The sequence below is a fragment of the Vescimonas fastidiosa genome (genome assembly GCF_018326305.1).
Lineage (GTDB): Bacteria > Bacillota > Clostridia > Oscillospirales > Oscillospiraceae > Vescimonas > Vescimonas fastidiosa.
In genome coordinates, this window is record NZ_AP023415.1 from 283,865 (window position 1) to 300,205 (window position 16,341).

Below are 16,341 nucleotides of genomic sequence, written 5' to 3' on the forward strand. Positions count from 1 at the left end.
GGGTATTACTTGACGCAGAAAGCCGCAAGGAATCAGCTTCGCTGCCCTTCTCCCCTGTCGGGGAAATCAAAAAGAAAAGGAGGAACTCATGTGAAATTAACAAGACACAATGGACGAGCCGGAAAGAATGGCGTTTATAACCCGAAGCACAATGACCGCAGTTTTGACATTGCCAACAGCGAACACATTGACGAAGAACGAGCCAAACAAAATCTCTATTGGGACTGTTACAATGGCTTTCGCAATTTCAAAAATCCCGAAAAGGAAAATGAGCTGTCTGCCACTTTTGAAGATGTGGAACAGCTTTTTTATCGTCAGCGGTATCATGATTTTGTAACAGGACAGAATGAAAGAAATGTGAAGAACCGACACCCTGAAAGAAATAAGGAAACTGGAGATTTACTCAAAAGCAAAAAGACCTGTCCAGAGGAAACGGTCTATCAGATTGGAACGCTTGACAATCATGTTCCGCCGGAATTGCTCATTGAGATCGTCACAGAATTTATGGAAATCGCAAATGAGCGTTTCGGCTCTCATGTCCATATCCTGAATTGGGCGCTGCACTTGGATGAAAGCACCCCTCATATTCACGAGCGTCATGTGTTCGACTGTGAAAATCAATATGGAGAGATTGCCCCACAACAGGAAAAGGCTTTGGAAGCATTGGGGTTTGAACTGCCGGAACCGGAGAAGCCAGTCGGAAGAAAAAACAACCGCAAGATGACTTTCGATTCAGCTTGCCGAGTGCTGCTGTTTGATGTGGCGAAAAAGCATGGCTTACAACTGGAAGAAGAACCGGAATATGGTGGTCGTGCATATCTGGAAAAACAGGACTATATTCTTTTCAAGCAAAAGGAGCAACTGGCAGCACAGGAGCAAAAGTTGGAAGAACTCACGATGAAGATTGAAGATGTGGAAGCTTTGGTGGACGAGGTTGCCGATATTGCCTATGACAAGGCGGTTGAGGTCGTTGCTGATACTGTAAAACTGGAAACGCACAAGGAGGATATTAAGCTGGTGGAGCAGTCTAAGGCGTGGGTTCTCTCCCCTGAGCGTAAGGCTTCAAAGAAAGAAGTTGAGTATGCAGTGAAACGATTGGATGGCGTGATTGCCAGAATCACAAATGCTATGAAATCAACTATTCAGAAAATCCAAACTACGCTGATGAAACCGGAGGTCAAAAAAGCCGGAACGGAGCAAATCAAGAAGAAAGCCAAAAGTTCCATTATAGAGCAGTTGAGCCGCAAGAAGAAGGAAATGGCAGAGCGTGAAGTCAGCCGGACAATTCCGGCGAAAAGCAAAAAACAGGATATGGAACTTTAAGGCACTTGCTATTTTCGTTTTGAAAATGACAGGTGCTTTTTTCGTTTCTGGAAAGGAGTCACATGAATGTATTTGAAGTTGTAAAAGAAAATGTTACTGCCCGACAAGCCGCAGAAGCCTATGGCTTGAAAGTGGGTCGCACTGGTATGGCGTGCTGTCCGTTTCACTCGGATAAGTCCCCCAGTATGAAGCTGGATGAACGCTATTACTGTTTTGGCTGCGGAGCAACTGGAGACGCTGTTGATCTGACAGCGAAGCTATTCGGTATCGGGCTGAGGGAAGCTGCTGTCAAACTTGCTGAAGATTTTGGTCTTAACTATGACAGCCGACAAAAGCCCAGTATTCGCCCTCGTATTCGTGAGCCGACACCGGAACAGAAGTATCAAAAAGAAGAAAATCATTGCTACAAGGTGCTGACGGATTATTTTCATCTTCTTAGAGAATGGGAAAAGAAATACGCTCCTAAACAGCCGGATGAGGAATGGAATCCCCTGTTTGCAGAAGCACTGTATAAGAAGAACTATATCGAATATCTACTTGATATTCTTCTGTATGGTTCATTGGAGGAACGAAAAGCACTTGTGGCAGAACAGAGAAAGGAGGTGTTAAAACTTGAACAGCGAATTGCAGAACTGTCAGCAGACAGAACCATGCACAGTAGAAGAAATCCGAAACAGCTTAGAGCAGAGCGAGAAAGGTAAGGTTTATAATACTGCCGCAAATTATAAGCGTGTTCTGCAATATGACCCACTTTTGAAAGGGGCTATCCGAAAAAATCTTCTGACCGAAAGAATCGACATTGTGAAGCCCCTCGGTTGGTATCGTGACAGCCCGACATTGACGGATGTGGATGTGAAATATCTGCTCCTATATTTTGAAGAAAACTATGGATTGACCGTAGAGAAGAAAATCATAGACGCAGTTGCGGTTATTGCCAATGAAAATCGTTACCACCCTGTCTGTGATTTTCTCAATGCCTTGCAATGGGACGGAACAGAACGCATACGCTTCTGTCTGCACCGCTTTCTCGGTTCTGATACAGATGATTACACCTATGAAGCATTGAAGTTGTTTCTGCTGGGTGCTATCTCACGAGCTTTTAAGCCGGGGTGCAAATTTGAGGTTATGCTCTGTCTTGTGGGCGGTCAGGGAGCCGGAAAGTCCTCTTTCTTCCGTTTGCTTGCGGTCAATGATGACTGGTTCTCTGATGACTTGAAAAAGCTGGATGATGAAAATGTGTACCGCAAAATGCAGGGGCATTGGATTATTGAAATGTCGGAAATGATTGCAACCGCCAACGCTAAGAGCATTGAAGAAATCAAGTCCTTTCTGAGCCGCCAAAAGGAAACCTATAAGATACCCTATGAAACACATCCGGCAGACAGAAAAAGACAATGTGTGTTTGGTGGTTCTTCTAATACCCTTGACTTTCTTCCCCTTGACCGAACAGGCAACCGCCGCTTCGTTCCGGTTATGGTCTATCCTGAAAGGGCTGAGGTTCATATTTTGGCAGATGAACAGGCTTCCAGAGAGTATATCAATCAGATGTGGGCAGAAGCTATGGAGATTTACAGAAGTGGCAATTTCCGTCTGAGATTCAGTCCGGCTATGAACGCTTATCTGAAAGCCCACCAAAAGGACTTTATGCCGGAGGACACAAAGGCAGGACAGATTTTAGACTATTTGGAACGCTATTCCGGCAGCATAGTCTGCTCTAAGCAGCTTTACAAGGAAGCACTGGGGCATGATTATGACGAACCGAAACAATGGGAGCTGCGAGAGATCAACGACATTATGAATAACGCTGTCACAGGCTGGAGGGCGTTCAGCAATCCGAGGTATTTTCCAGAGCCTTACCGCCGACAAAAGGGCTGGGAGCGTATCAGGAATGACAACGAGCCTGACAACAGCATGGATGGTTTTCAAGAAATCCCGACAGAGGAAATGGAACAGTTAGGACTTCCGGAAGAATGGTTGAAGCAAAAATAAAAGCCCGTTGTCGCTTCGGTTGTCGAGCCGGTTGTCGGTCTGGTTGTCGGGCAAAAATCCCGAAAGCCTTGATATTGCGGCACTTTTCCCTCTCTGACAACCATGACAACCAATATTATAAAGAAAAAGGAAATAGTAAAAAGATAGTATCGCCCGATAAAGAAAAAAGGTTTTCTGATGTCCGTTGTCGGAACTTCGTTGTCAGACCTTTCCTTGTCGGGCTTTTTCATTCAAGGAGGAATATCGTATGACAAATATTGTGAACAGTACACTACCCACCCCAAATAACCATTCGGAGAAAAACAAACCGGATGGAGTTTTTGTGATTAAGCAAGGCAAAACAAATTATAAAGTCAAAGTGTTTTTTGACCATAGTAGCGGTTTGACTGCGGAGGACAGGTTGAAACGCATTATTCAGGCAGAAGCAGAGAGAGAATCTGCGTAAGTAATATGAAAAATATCCACGCACCCCCTTGACAAAAGCTTTCAGAAGATACCCTCCTGTCCGCTATGGAGAACGCAGGAAAGGATGATATCCCCGATGAGGCGGAGCGAAAAGGTCTTGGCACGCCTGCGACCAGGGCGGCTATCATCGAAAAGCTGGTGGCAGCCGGATTTGTGGAGCGCAAGGGCAAGAGCCTGATCCCCACGAAAGCAGGTATCAACCTTGTTACGGTCCTGCCGGAGCCGCTGACCTCTCCCATGCTGACAGCGGAATGGGAACAGAAATTGACGGAGATCGCAAAGGGCGGCGCTGACCCGGATACCTTCATGGACGGTATCCGCACGATGGTCCAGGAGATCGTGTCCACCTATTCCTGCATTTCCGAGGATGGCAAAAAGCTGTTTGTCCCGGAGAAGGAAGTGATCGGTACCTGCCCCCGCTGCGGTCAGCCGGTCTATGAGGGCAAGAAGAACTTTGCGTGTTCGGATCGGTCCTGCGGTTTCGTCCTCTGGAAAAATGATCGCTTCTGGACGAGCCGCAAGAAGGAGCTGACAAAGAAAATGGCAGCGGACCTTCTGAAAAAGGGACGTACCAATGTCAAGGGAATGTGGTCTGAAAAGAAACAGACCACTTATGACGCTGCGGTGATCCTGAACGACACGGGCGGCAAGTACATCAATTTCAAGCTGGAATTTCCAAAAAGAAAGGTTGGTGCTGATGGCAGAAAATAAGACTTTGGAACATTTACCCGAAGTGAGGGCGGCGGTGGCTGCCCTCTCCCCGGAGGACCGGGAGGTGCTGGCGGCGGTGCGGACCTCGCCCTTCAAGCTGACAGCGCCGGAGCAGTTCAAGGAGTTTGCGGCCAACATCGACTATTTCGTATTTGAGCCCAATATCCACGATCTGAATGATCTGGGGTGGCGGTATCTGGCACAGCACATGGATATGCTGCTGCCCCCGGAACTTCTGAAAGCGATCGACCCTGTTCCGTTTGGCAAGTACGCCATGCAGGAGGAACAGGGCCATTTTACGAAACACGGATATATTTCTCTCTCCGGCGACGAGTGGAACCATGAACGCCCTGCGGAGCCGGAGAAAAAGCCCTCCATCCGGGAACGGCTGGAACAGGGCAAGAAGGAATGTGCGGAGAAAAACAAGGCGCAGCCCCATAAGGAAAAATCTGCGCCGGAACTGTAAGGAGGTGCTGATATGCCATATTACGATCACGACAAGGATTATCCCTTTGCCGCCTTTATCACCAATCTTGGGAAGTACAATGAGGGCGAGCTTGTGGGCGAGTGGGTGAAGTTTCCCACCACCGCCGAGGAATTGAAGGAAGTGTTTAAGCGGATCGGGATCGGCCAGAAGGATAACTTCGGCAATCCCTATGAGGAATGGTTCATCACGGACTATGACTGTTATGTGGACGGCCTCTATGACAAGCTGGGCGAATACGAAAATCTGGACGAGCTGAATTATCTGGCATCGAAGCTGGATGAAATGGACCAGAGCAACTATGCGAAATTCCAGGCCGCTATGGAGATCGGTGACTATACCAGCAGCCTGCAGGAAATCATCAACCTCACGGAGAATCTGGATTGTTATGAGATTTACCCCAATATCGAGGATTATGACGATCTGGGGCGTTATTATCTCGAAGAACTGGAGGTTTCAAAAGTTCCCGCCCACCTGCAGAACTATATCGACTATGAAGCCTATGGCCGGGATGTGGCGTTGGAGGAAAACGGCACTTTCACCGATCAGGGCTATGTGTGGGATACCAGAGAAGCCTTCCATGAGTATCATGACGGCGAGCGCGGCAGTATCCCCGACGAGTACCGGGTGATGACTTTTCAGGACGATCTTCCCGAAGAAGAAAAATCTGAATGGGCTATGGATATCGCCTTTGACATGGACGAGTTTTTCCGTCAGAACGATCCGCAGTATGCGGCAGAGCACCCGGAGGCGCACGCCGCAAAGGAAGAACTTTACGAAAACCTGATGGCCGGACGCATTTCCGCTTTGGATGAAAAGCTGGCGGCGTTGGGGCAAACGCAGGAGGACTATCTCCCTTCGGAGATTGAAAAATTCAAGGACGCCACGGGCTATGAGGAATTTCTGGATTTTGACCCGGCGGAGGTCAAAGCCGCTTTGGATGACCCGGAGAAGTCCCATGCAGATGAAATGCTGGACGCCGCGGAGAGGCCTGCCTCGGAAAAGATGACTGTGCTTGTAGTGGAGCCTATGAAGGAACCCTATGTGAAGGAAATCGCCCCCGACCTTCATTCCCTGCAGGCAGAGGTTGGCGGTGATATTGGAGCGACTTATCCCTATTCTGACCCGGTAGCGCTGGTCTGTAATGATGAAGGCAAACTCATTGGGCTTGACCTGAACCGTGGGCTGCGGGATGAAAATGGAGAAATTTATGATATCGTAGCAGGAACTTTCCTGGTGGTTGGACTTGGTGAGGAAGATTTTGCGTCCCTGTCCCCGGAACTGATCCAGAAATACACGGAACAGTTCAAAACGCCGGAACGATTTATGCAGATCAATGGCAATATCGTCGTTCTCCCTGTCCCGGCAGAGAAACAAGACCTCGCTTTTCTTCCAGACCGTTTTGAGACCGGCGAGCGTGTGCAGACACCGAGGGGCAGCTTTCAGGTGACGGCTATGAGCCGGGAGCAGATGGAGGTAGCCGGTTACGGTGTCCACCATATTTCCGATGATGGAAAGTATCTTATCATGGGGAATGGCACACGGGCCTTTGCCGTGGCAGCGGAGCAGCCGGAAAAGGACAATCCTCTCCGCACAGCGGAAATGACGCTGGAGGATGACTACGGCATGATCGACGGCGTTATCAACAACGGCAGACGCGGCGAAGAATTGGGAAAAGCCCAGGAGTACGCAGAGCGGACAACGCCGGAGAAGCCTTCCATCCGTGAGCGGTTGGAGGATGCCAAACGGGAGTGTGCCGAGCACAAGTCCCCAGAAGGAAAGAAGCCCGTCCGTGATGTGCCGGAGCATGATTGCCTATGAGCCGAAGCAAGAAGTGGCGGCTGGAATGGGCGTTCTTCCTGGGCGAGAACGGCAGGCGGCAGTATAACCATATCTGTAAAAAATGTGTTCATGGCTGCAAGCAGAGTTTCCGGGCGTGTCTGGTCGCTTGTCCGTATTACAATTCCAAACGATCTAAAATCTGTGAAGATAAGGGTGGAAAAACCGCAGAATAATTCCCTGTATCCGTATTTTCAAAGGGAGCCTTTATGATTTCTCATGTGTCGGTCTGCTTGCTGACACATGAAGAAAAAGGCTTGATTTCAGACACTTTCTGTCACGCAAAACGGGAGTACAGCTTTTCGGTTCGTCCGATCTGCTGTACTCCCGCTTTTTTTATTTATTTTCGTCATTATCAGGCTTTTCCGTTTCCGCTACGCTTTCTATCATGTCAACGACTACGGCATTAAGCTGTGCGGCGTTCTGCGATGTAATGACCGGTCGCCCGGTATCTTTTTCAATATCCTGTCGAACCTGACCGGCATAGCTGCCGCCACGACGGGCAATTTTCTGACTTTCAGAAAATCCTTCCGGCTGATGTGCTTTTGACAGTTCTGTGGTTGTTGCCTCTGCCAGCATATTCAGAACAATTTCCATCGTGCTCATGTTATCACGAAGGTTTTCTTTTTTCAGACCTTTCAGCTTCTTATATTGCCGAGTAGTCATGCCGGACCATGCTTTCGTGATCTCATCGGTGAGAATGGCATATTCTTTGCCCTGCTGTACGCCGCGCTCCTGCCATTCCGCGGTAAGCTCATTACGGACACGGATAGAAAGAAGCCGCTGATGAATCCAGTCTGTATCATAGCCTTTTTTCTGATAAGTCTCTAACGCACGGTCGATTGCCTGCTCCGGGTCAATCGTTTCTTCGATGCGTTCACGGCCGACCTGAGCAAGCCAGAGTTTGAATGGTTCAGCCTTAGGTGATGGGATGGACTGAATAATGCGTAAAATCTGTTCAGCCGTTGCCGCCAGCACTTTGCGCTTTTTGCCTGTTGCGCCCATCATTGTTACCTGGGGACAATTTGTCCCCAGGTAGCTTGCAAGCTGTTCATCACGCTTACGCATTTTTTTGAGGTAGTCTGTTGGATTGGAGCTATCTGTCAGAACAGCGATAACATCCACAACGGAGAAATACCATTCTTCCTGTTCTTCGTCCCATGCGGTGCGTATTTTTCTATCTTCAAAAAGCTGGATGGAATTATTTTCGTCCATGCGCTTCAACCTCCTTAGAGTATGTATTTTAATTTTAACATGAAAGGTTTTCTATTTCTATAAGAGAAGCAAATTTCGCCGTAGTAGGTGTTGTGGGAATGTGCGTAAACTGCCAGGATTGTGAGGCTGTGGGAAAGCTGTTTGCAGACTTGTGGGAAAAGGCTTGTCTTTTTCCATCAGGTTGTGAATGGCTTTTCCATCGGCACGAGCGGCAGTTTTCCATATTTCCATGACGCAAGAAAATCATCCAACGATCAGCCGGTACACCGTCAGCGGCACATACCACACCGCCACAATAAGCCGCCAGGCCAGAACGAAACCGCCGATTACACCGCCGATAATAAAGTTCAATGCAAACAAGGCGATCCCTCCACCAAGGGAGCCGCCGCTCGGCACGATCCAGAGGCACATCCGATGGAGGCCAAACGGCAACCCGCAGAGTATCCAGATCCATACATAGTCAATCTCTCCGTTCTTCATGCAGACGGATTTGAAGATACAATATAGGATCAGTGCCACGGTCACGGGCAGTACACTTTTGAAGAAAAATGCTTTGATCGCTTCGCTTCTTGTCATCGGTAAAACCTCCTTCCGCAGTTCCATTATACAGGATGCCGGGAGCTGCGCCCAGCGTCTTTTAAAGAAAATTATTCAAGCTCATGCCGCCGCTGTTGTTCCTGTTCCTTTGCAACGGTCAGCAGCGCATCCACATTTTGCTTGACGGTCTCGTATTCCTGGGCTTCGGCTCTTGTGGCTTTATATTCAGCAAGGAGCCGTTCCTTTTCTGCGTTGAGATTGGCAAGCTCCGTTTTCATGCTTTCCGTTGTTGGCAGCGGCACAGCCCCCATCCGTTTCAATTCTCTGGTGGCCGCTTCAAAAAGGATGATCTCGCCCTCATGCCCCCGCAGGAACTTTTCTTTATCATTCGATCTGCGGTATCGGTCATAAAGCGGCTTTAGCTGACGGTAAGTTCCGGCGTGCTTCATCACAAGGGCAAGTTCGGCACTTCTACTTTCTATCCGCTTGATTTCTGCATGAGCGGTATCTCTCCGTGCGGATAATGCGGTCAATTTGCTTTCCAGTTCTCCATAGCTGCCGATTCCGTGTTCGGTCAGGAAATTCATGGTCTTGGCGGCCTGTTTCAGATTGTTCAGCTTCGCCCAATGGGTGAAGCCTGCACTCTGCTGTGCTTTGATGTTATTCTGGATATCAATGAGCAGGCTGATCTTTCCGTCCTGCCGTTTCGGTTGGCGGGAAGGTCTGGATCGTCCGGCGATCCGGGCGGTAAGGGCTTCTTCGGTGTAGTCAACCCCCAGCGTTTTCAGACGGGTGAACCGTTCCTGATCCGGTGCTCTGGCAGAGATATACTTGCCGCGCTTGATCTCATAACCTTCTCTCTGCAGGCGGCGAAGCAGTTCTTCCAGATTGGAACAGGCTGGCAGGAGCCGGTCGATGGCCGCTTTCAGCTTTGCCTTATAGCTAGTGCCGTTCTGCGTGGCCTGATGTTCAATATAGCTCTTGCCCTTGTCCTGTCCAGGAATAATGACAGACAGACCATGTTCCTTGCAAAGCCGGTCGGAGGTGCGGCGGATATAGTGATAACTCCGCTTGTTGGAATGATAATGCTTGTGATCCGCAAAGCTGACCGCATTGAAAATCAGGTGGTTATGAACATGATCTTTGTCTATGTGGGTGGTAAGGACAAACTCATACTTGCCGCCCAGGATTTCTTTTGCGAGTTCCATGCCGATCTCATGGGCCTGTTCCGGCGTGACCTCCCCAGGCTGAAAGGCTTGGATCAGGTGGCGGCCCAGGTTTGTTCCCTTGTCGATGGCGTGGCGGCGGGTCCAGGAAAATTCGATATCCGCAGTTTCGGCGGCGCAGCCATAGGCGGATACCAGGAGCTTCCCGTCTGTTTTCTCCGGGTTGCAGATATAGTCAATGGCTGCTTTCAGCGTTGACTTGATAGGATGTGTCTTTGTAACTGCCATATCTGATCCAGCCTTTCCCGTATCTCGTCCATGTCGGCCTGATACGCAGGACCTCCGGCGTTGATCCGCTTGGCGATCTGGTTGATGTTCCGACCGATGGCGGAAAGCTCTTTGGTAAATGCCTTGATATCTGCGGTGTCAGTATAGATGATATACCCGTCAATCGCCATCTTGCGGAGGTAGGCGCCATATCTGCGTGTGGGTAGCTGGCTCATTTTTTCGTCTATGAGCCGTTTTTCATCCTCCGTGACATAGAATTTCATTTGGATATTCCGCTTTCGGTTTGCCATGCGTCGCCTCCGTTCTTTATAAGGGTTTGGGACTATCCCAACAAGCAATTTTGAATTTTCGGGTAGAGGGCCTGAAAATCTCAAAATTCGCAAGCGGGTACTCGCTTGCTGTGCTTGCTACCGTAACCCTACCCTCGTATTCTCTCCCTACTAATACTACAATTTGAAACGGAGATTTTGGCTGACTTACTGAAAAAATCTAAAGAAAGACGGTATTGTTGCCTTTAACAGGTGATAATACCGCCTCTACATTTATATATTTCCCAAATTCTTTGACCGCCGGTATTCCAGCGGAGAAAGACCAAACTGCTTTTTGAACACGGCTGCAAATTTTCCTTGATTAGAGTAGCCGACCTGTTCGGATATTTCGGCAATCAGACGCTTTGTGTCCGAAAGAAGCCTTGCGGCTTCGTTCATACGGAGTTCCCGCAGCCAGGTGGATATATTCTGTCCATATACGCCTCTAAAATAATTTTTCAGGCTGGTTTCACTGACCGAAAATCGTTCTGCAATCTGTCTTACAGGGATGTGCTGGCGAAGGTCATCAGAAAGGATTTGTGCCGCCCTTTTTGCAATTTCAACCTGTGTTTCCGTGTAGAAGCCGCAAGTTTTCGGAGGCCGGATTTCCATGTTAAGAAGCCGGTGGAGAAGTTCAAGAGTATAGATTTGCAAATGGAAGGCAGAGGGTCTTTCGGATAGCCGCCAGAGGTTTTGAAATATATTTTCCAGTTCACTATCCGCTTCGTTGATATATGTCTTATGATTGCCACAATAATTTTCTTCCAGCGTAGGGAGGTCAAGTGAAAAAGATTTCAAAAGTTCACCGCAGGACTGTAAAAGAAGTGGCAGGTCAAAGTATATTTTTATGCCCTGATATTGCCGTGTGGGAAAGATATATTCTTTCTGTGCGGTCTGTTCACTGACACAAAAATCATTTTCCTTCAGGTAAATGTAGGAGCCGTCATCCAGAAGCAATTCACTTCTGCCCGAAACGCAATAGTTAATCAGCAAAGGCTTTAGATCTGAATTTTCATCCGACTCCGGCCATACGGGAGCGTTTACAAAAATAAAAGCCAAAGTCAGCCCCGGAAAGAGCGTATGGAATGTCATGCGTCCCTTGCCATCTGCCCGATCCAAAAGCAATGTGCTGCTATTTGGACTGTTTTTCAAGGTCACACCAGAAACAGCATCGCTGTTTTCTAAAATGTTGTATATCATGTTACGCAACTGCTTCGCCCCTTTCATCACGCAAAATCGCTGATAGTATTATACCTGCGAGAAAACTCCTGGTCAATGGATATTCTGGTAGAGCGAAAAAGCTCCTTGCTATACGGGCTTAAAATACCGATATGTGCATAGAAGCACAGCTGAATTTATGCTATCATTAGGGTCGGTTAGCAAGAACTAATCAAGACGAAAGTAATCATGTTAGGAGGTTTCGCAATGAACAACAAATTGCAAGGAAAGGATCTCATCAATATCGGTATTTTCACGGCGATTTATTTTATCGTCATTTTCGCTGCGGCGTCCATCGGTTTTATCCCGATTTTCATTCCGCTTATCAGCGTGATCGTGCCGCTTGTGGGCGGTATTCCGATGATGTTGTTCTTCTCCAAAATCAAAAAATTCGGTATGCTTACCATCTGCGGGGTGCTGCTCGGTATCATTATGTTGCTGACCGGCATGGGCTGGTGGTGCATCCCTACCGGGCTGATTTTCGGGCTGATTTCCGATTTTATGATGAAAGCCTGTGACTACAAGAACGCCAAGCGTGAAGTGCTGATCCACGGCGTTTTTTCCATGTGGGTAATCGGGGCGTTTATTCCCATCGTTGTGACGCGTGACGCTTACTACCAGAGCCTGCTCCCCGGCTACGGTCAGGAATATGCCGACACGCTCATGGCTTATATGCCCGACTGGATTTTGCCTGTACTGCTTATTGCTGCTTTCGTCAGTGGTCTTGTCGGCGGCCTGATCGGACGGAAGATTTTCAAAAAGCACTTTGAGCGGGCGGGAATTGTGTAATGAGCCGCGAACTTCTTGCAAGTCAAAAAAACAATAGCGGAATTTTATTAGACCCCCGGACAAAACTGGCGGTACTGATTACCATAGCTGTCTTTATTTTAGGCGGTTCGTATGAAGGTATCATGCAGTATTACATCATCGTGTTGGCAGCGATCCCGCTGTTACTTTTGTCAGCGGCCAGAAAATGGAAAGGCGCTGTTCTCTATATCCTGATTTTTGGAGGCAGTCTGTGCCTGGAAATGTTCGGCCTGTCCCGACTGACCGGCGTAGCAAACTACATCGCGGTAGCCGTCGTTGGTATTCTTCTGCGGTTCACCCCCAGCGTGGTCATGGGATATTTCGTGGTAACTACAACCACGGTCAGCGAATTTGTTGCGGCGATGGAACGGCTCCACCTGCCGCAGCAGATCACCATTCCTATGTCTGTGATGTTTCGCTTCTTTCCCACGGTTGCGGAAGAATGGAGCGCCATTGGGGACGCCATGCGGATGCGTGGCGTCCGCTTTGGCGGTGGTAAAGCTGGTACGATTTTAGAGTATCGGATTGTTCCCATGATGATCTGCTCCGTCAAAATCGGGGAGGAACTGTCCCAGGCAGCCCTTACGCGGGGATTGGGAGGCCCGGTAAAACGGACGAATATCTGTAAGCTGGGTTTTCATGTGCAGGATGTTATTTTCCTGCTGATCTGTCTGGGAGCATTTGCAGCGCAAATCTATGTGCTTGCCGCAAGGGGGTGAAGGAAATGATTGAATGTCAAGATGTGTCCTTTTCTTATCCTGCCAGTACCCTTCCCGACAGTGAGAGGCAGGCCGGTGGCGCTTTGAAACATATTTCCTGCACTATTGAGGACGGTTCTTTTGTCCTGCTCTGCGGGACTTCCGGCTGTGGGAAAACAACCATGACCCGGTTGTTTAACGGCTTGATCCCCCATTATCATGAGGGGACTTATACCGGCTCCGTCTATCTGGATGGAAAGGATACCCGTGACCTGTCACTGTTTGATATTTCTCTGAAAGTCGGTTCTGTATTTCAAAATCCGCGTTCTCAGTTTTTCAATGTGGACACGACCAGCGAACTGGCTTTCGGCCCAGAGAATCACGGCATAGCGGAAGATCTTGTGCGTGACCGTGTAAAGCGTGTAGCTGCACAGCTAAAGTTGGAGCCGCTGCTTGATAGAAGTATTTTTTCTTTGTCCGGCGGTGAAAAGCAAAAAATCGCCTGCGGATCGGCAGCGGCGATTGACCCGGATATTTATGTGCTTGATGAGCCATCATCCAACCTTGACGCATACGCTATCGCTGATTTCCGGCAGCTTCTCTTTACTTTGAAATCGCAGGGAAAGACCATCATCATCTCTGAACACCGGCTGTATTATCTGTCCGGCCTCTTTGACCGTGTCCTGTACCTGAAAGATGGAGAAATTGACGGTGATTATACAGCAGAGGAATTTTGCGGCCTGTCGGCAAAACAGCGCGACGATATGGGATTGCGTCCTCTTGACCTTGCGGGGCTTTCAGAAGTTGAAGGCCCGCCGCAGAGAACGAATGAGGCGGTTTGGACGATAAAGAATGTATCTTTCGCCTATAAGCATGAGCCGGAAACCTTGCATATAACGGAAACCTCTTTCCCATCCGGCAGCGCCACGGCCATCATCGGACATAATGGTGCTGGAAAATCCACATTTGCCCGGTGTCTATGCGGATTGGAAAAGCACTTCAAAGGAACGGTGCAGGATCAGAGCAAGAACTATTCCAGAAAAGAACGATTGAAACTCTGCTATATGGTCATGCAGGATGTAAACCACCAGCTCTTTACTGAAAGTGTTCTGGATGAAATTCTGCTCAGTATGAGAACTGAGGATAAGCAGAGGGCAAGAGAAATCTTGCAGGAGATGGATCTGCTGCCTTATGAGGACTGCCACCCGATGGGACTGTCCGGCGGCCAAAAGCAGCGCGTGGCGGTTGCCTCTGCGATTGCTTCGGAGCGCCCTCTGATTTTATTCGATGAACCGACCAGCGGTCTTGACCTGTTTCACATGAGGCAGGTTGCCAATGTTGTTAATCAGGTGGCGAATACTGGAAGAACTGCGCTTGTGGTAACGCATGACCCGGAATTTATTCTACGCTGCTGCAATTATGTCCTTCACTTAGAAAACGGGCAAATTCAGGAAAGTTATTCCATAGAGGACAGCGATGGCCGAAAACGCCTGCTAAAGTTTTTTCTGAGTGATATGAAGAAGGAGGTGTCCACAGAATGAAGGAGGAAAAGAAAGACTCACCCATAGGAACTTTATGGGGATGGGGCAAACCCTATCACGGGAAATTCATCGGCAGTATTATCCTTGCAGTATTAGGCGTGGCCTGCCAGATGGTGCCCTATTTCTGCGTGGCGCATATTGTCACAATGATGTTGTCTGGGGAACAGAATTTTTCCCGCTATGTGACCGCTGGTATTATTGCACTGTGCGGCTACTTTGGGAAGGTGCTGTTTTCCTGTCTTTCTACAACGATTTCCCACACAGCGACCTATTACACGCTGCGTGATCTGCGGGAGAATATCACCGCAAAGCTGGCTCGCGTCCCGATGGGGACGATTTTAGATACTCCGTCCGGCCAGTATAAAACGACGATTGTTGACCGGGTTGAAGGCATGGAATCGACCTTCGCACACCTGCTCCCGGAAATGACCGCAAATGTGCTGGTGCCTTTGGTGATTGTCGTATATCTGTTCGTTATGGACTGGCGCATGGCGCTCCTGTCCCTTGTTACGCTGGTGGTGGGCCTTGCTGTCATGTCCGCCGGTATGAAGAATTATCCCGTCAAATGGGAGGGCGCGGTTAAAGCGGGAAAGCAGATGGCAAACGCCATTGTAGAATACATCGGCGGGATTGAGGTGGTAAAGGCGTTCAGCCAATCCGCCGGTTCCTACAAAAAATATTCTGACGCGGTGAATTATAACGCCAACTACTATGTGGACTGGATGCGGGAAAACCAGAAAACCATGAGCGCCTACAACGCCATCCTGCCCTCAGTGCTGATTTGCGTGCTGCCCTGCGGTTTTGCATTCTGGCTCTCCGGCAGTCTGGAGCTTTCCACCTTCCTGTCCATTGTGATTTTCTCGCTGGGGCTGATTGGGCCGATTATTGCGGCCTTTACCTTTACGGACGATTTGGCTGTACTGGGGACAAATGTGGAAGAAATCAGCCAGCTTCTGAACGCCGAAGAACTAAACCATAAAGAAACGCCGATCAAGCTGGAAAATACCGGCATTTCTCTTAGGTCTGTGTCGTTTTCCTATGACGGGACAACAGAGGTTTTGCATGATGTGAATCTCGCCATCCACCCCGGAACCATGACCGCTCTTGTAGGGCCGTCCGGCTCCGGCAAGTCTACGGTGGCGAAGCTGATTGCCGGGTATTGGGATGTTACATCCGGCAGCATTACCCTCGGCGGCCATGAGCTGAAGGATATGCCGCTGTCTGAAATTGCAGACCAGATTTCCTATGTATCTCAGGACAACTACCTGTTTAACCGCAGTATCCGGGAGAATATCCGCATGGGAAGACCCAGTGCCACGGACGCAGAGGTGGAGCAGGCAGCCAAACAAAGCGGCTGCGACGCCTTTATCCGCAAGCTGGATAATGGCTATGATACGGTTGTCGGCAGCGCCGGTTCCCATCTTTCCGGCGGTGAACGCCAGCGGATTGCCATCGCCCGCGCCATGCTGAAAAATGCGCCGGTTGTCATTTTGGACGAGGCAACTGCCTATATCGACCCAGAGAATGAGGCGCTGGTGCAGAAAGCCATTTCCACTTTGACTGTCGGCAAGACCCTGATTGTGATCGCACACCGGCTGTCTACCATTGTTGGCGCAGATAACATCGTTGTGGTGAAGGATGGAAACATCCACGCACAGGGTACGCATGAGAAGCTGCTGGAAACCTGCCCCCTCTACCGGGATATGTGGCAGGCGCACATCGGCGCGAAAGACCAGATGTAAGGGGGTGTTG

The 16,341-nt window shown here is 49.1% G+C and carries 15 protein-coding genes and 1 pseudogene; 11 read left to right on the forward strand and 5 right to left on the reverse strand.

The features are described from left to right. Positions 1-90: 90 nt before the first annotated feature. The 7 genes and pseudogenes from KI236_RS01355 to KI236_RS01385 all read left to right on the forward strand — a co-directional run bounded on the left by KI236_RS01355 (position 91) and on the right by KI236_RS01385 (position 6,793). Positions 91-1,323 carry a hypothetical protein gene (locus tag KI236_RS01355; protein WP_044998853.1) on the forward strand — a complete coding sequence of 411 codons (1,233 nt, stop codon included), beginning with the start codon at positions 91-93 and terminating at the stop codon, positions 1,321-1,323. Positions 1,324-1,385: 62 nt separating this feature from the next. Beyond that, the gene (locus KI236_RS01360) at positions 1,386-2,024 is read left to right on the forward strand and encodes a CHC2 zinc finger domain-containing protein (protein ID WP_008371567.1); all 639 of its coding nucleotides are present in this window, start codon (positions 1,386-1,388) and stop codon (positions 2,022-2,024) included. Next, the gene (locus tag KI236_RS01365; protein ID WP_029677266.1) at positions 1,948-3,312 is read left to right on the forward strand and encodes a virulence-associated E family protein; all 1,365 of its coding nucleotides are present in this window, start codon (positions 1,948-1,950) and stop codon (positions 3,310-3,312) included. Before KI236_RS01360 ends, KI236_RS01365 begins: the two co-directional genes overlap by 77 nt. 247 nt (positions 3,313-3,559) lie before the next feature. Further along, a complete protein-coding gene (locus KI236_RS01370; RefSeq protein WP_005335835.1) occupies positions 3,560-3,757 on the forward strand; it encodes a hypothetical protein in 198 nt (65 codons plus the stop codon). Positions 3,758-3,798: 41 nt separating this feature from the next. Then, positions 3,799-4,488, forward strand: a pseudogene (locus tag KI236_RS01375) (DNA topoisomerase); the annotation flags it as partial. Next, positions 4,475-4,954 (forward strand): hypothetical protein, encoded by a 480-nt coding sequence (locus KI236_RS01380; protein WP_212818636.1) that lies wholly within the window; start codon positions 4,475-4,477, stop codon positions 4,952-4,954. The pseudogene KI236_RS01375 and the gene KI236_RS01380, both read left to right, overlap by 14 nt. 12 nt (positions 4,955-4,966) lie before the next feature. Further along, positions 4,967-6,793, forward strand: a complete 1,827-nt coding sequence (locus tag KI236_RS01385; RefSeq protein WP_212818638.1) for an antirestriction protein ArdA — start codon at positions 4,967-4,969, stop codon at positions 6,791-6,793. Between the two features lie 354 nt (positions 6,794-7,147). Here the strand turns inward: KI236_RS01385 and KI236_RS01390 are convergent, their stop codons facing one another. The 5 genes from KI236_RS01390 to KI236_RS01410 all read right to left on the reverse strand — a co-directional run bounded on the left by KI236_RS01390 (position 7,148) and on the right by KI236_RS01410 (position 11,525). Next, positions 7,148-8,035 carry a BRO-N domain-containing protein gene (locus KI236_RS01390; RefSeq protein WP_456243469.1) on the reverse strand — a complete coding sequence of 296 codons (888 nt, stop codon included), beginning with the start codon at positions 8,033-8,035 and terminating at the stop codon, positions 7,148-7,150. A gap of 234 nt (positions 8,036-8,269) precedes the next feature. Beyond that, entirely contained in the window at positions 8,270-8,602 is a 333-nt protein-coding gene (locus KI236_RS01395; protein WP_212818642.1) for a DUF6050 family protein, read from the reverse strand. Between the two features lie 71 nt (positions 8,603-8,673). Then, positions 8,674-10,017 (reverse strand): relaxase/mobilization nuclease domain-containing protein, encoded by a 1,344-nt coding sequence (locus tag KI236_RS01400; RefSeq protein ID WP_118601452.1) that lies wholly within the window; start codon positions 10,015-10,017, stop codon positions 8,674-8,676. Continuing rightward, positions 9,978-10,307, reverse strand: a complete 330-nt coding sequence (locus KI236_RS01405) for a plasmid mobilization protein (protein ID WP_118601453.1) — start codon at positions 10,305-10,307, stop codon at positions 9,978-9,980. Before KI236_RS01405 ends, KI236_RS01400 begins: the two co-directional genes overlap by 40 nt. 252 nt (positions 10,308-10,559) lie before the next feature. Then, positions 10,560-11,525, reverse strand: coding sequence for a helix-turn-helix domain-containing protein (locus KI236_RS01410; RefSeq protein ID WP_212820573.1), 966 nt, complete (start codon positions 11,523-11,525; stop codon positions 10,560-10,562). A gap of 225 nt (positions 11,526-11,750) precedes the next feature. Here KI236_RS01410 and KI236_RS01415 point away from each other — a divergent pair, with 225 nt between their 5' ends. Genes KI236_RS01415 through KI236_RS01430 form a run of 4 tightly spaced genes read left to right on the forward strand, consistent with a single transcriptional unit; the run spans position 11,751 to position 16,331 of the window. Further along, complete coding sequence (locus KI236_RS01415) at positions 11,751-12,332, forward strand: MptD family putative ECF transporter S component (RefSeq protein WP_148430715.1); 582 nt, start codon at positions 11,751-11,753, stop codon at positions 12,330-12,332. Then, on the forward strand, positions 12,332-13,069 hold the full coding sequence (locus KI236_RS01420; protein WP_212818645.1) for an energy-coupling factor transporter transmembrane component T: 738 nt from the start codon (positions 12,332-12,334) through the stop codon (positions 13,067-13,069). Before KI236_RS01415 ends, KI236_RS01420 begins: the two co-directional genes overlap by 1 nt. Before the next feature lie 5 nt (positions 13,070-13,074). Then, entirely contained in the window at positions 13,075-14,589 is a 1,515-nt protein-coding gene (locus KI236_RS01425; RefSeq protein ID WP_212818647.1) for an ABC transporter ATP-binding protein, read from the forward strand. Next, on the forward strand, positions 14,586-16,331 hold the full coding sequence (locus KI236_RS01430; RefSeq protein ID WP_212818649.1) for an ABC transporter ATP-binding protein: 1,746 nt from the start codon (positions 14,586-14,588) through the stop codon (positions 16,329-16,331). The genes KI236_RS01425 and KI236_RS01430 overlap by 4 nt, the downstream gene beginning before the upstream one ends. Positions 16,332-16,341 lie beyond the last annotated feature (10 nt).

Coding starts and splice junctions, on each gene's coding strand:
- KI236_RS01360 (WP_008371567.1), top strand. CDS start 1,386: ATGAATGTATTTGAAGTTGTAAAAGAAAATGTTACTGCCCGACAAGCC.
- KI236_RS01370 (WP_005335835.1), top strand. CDS start 3,560: ATGACAAATATTGTGAACAGTACACTACCCACCCCAAATAACCATTCG.
- KI236_RS01380 (WP_212818636.1), top strand. CDS start 4,475: ATGGCAGAAAATAAGACTTTGGAACATTTACCCGAAGTGAGGGCGGCG.
- KI236_RS01385 (WP_212818638.1), top strand. CDS start 4,967: ATGCCATATTACGATCACGACAAGGATTATCCCTTTGCCGCCTTTATC.
- KI236_RS01395 (WP_212818642.1), bottom strand. CDS start 8,602: ATGACAAGAAGCGAAGCGATCAAAGCATTTTTCTTCAAAAGTGTACTG.
- KI236_RS01400 (WP_118601452.1), bottom strand. CDS start 10,017: ATGGCAGTTACAAAGACACATCCTATCAAGTCAACGCTGAAAGCAGCC.
- KI236_RS01405 (WP_118601453.1), bottom strand. CDS start 10,307: ATGGCAAACCGAAAGCGGAATATCCAAATGAAATTCTATGTCACGGAG.
- KI236_RS01410 (WP_212820573.1), bottom strand. CDS start 11,525: ATGATATACAACATTTTAGAAAACAGCGATGCTGTTTCTGGTGTGACC.
- KI236_RS01415 (WP_148430715.1), top strand. CDS start 11,751: ATGAACAACAAATTGCAAGGAAAGGATCTCATCAATATCGGTATTTTC.
- KI236_RS01420 (WP_212818645.1), top strand. CDS start 12,332: ATGAGCCGCGAACTTCTTGCAAGTCAAAAAAACAATAGCGGAATTTTA.
- KI236_RS01425 (WP_212818647.1), top strand. CDS start 13,075: ATGATTGAATGTCAAGATGTGTCCTTTTCTTATCCTGCCAGTACCCTT.
- KI236_RS01430 (WP_212818649.1), top strand. CDS start 14,586: ATGAAGGAGGAAAAGAAAGACTCACCCATAGGAACTTTATGGGGATGG.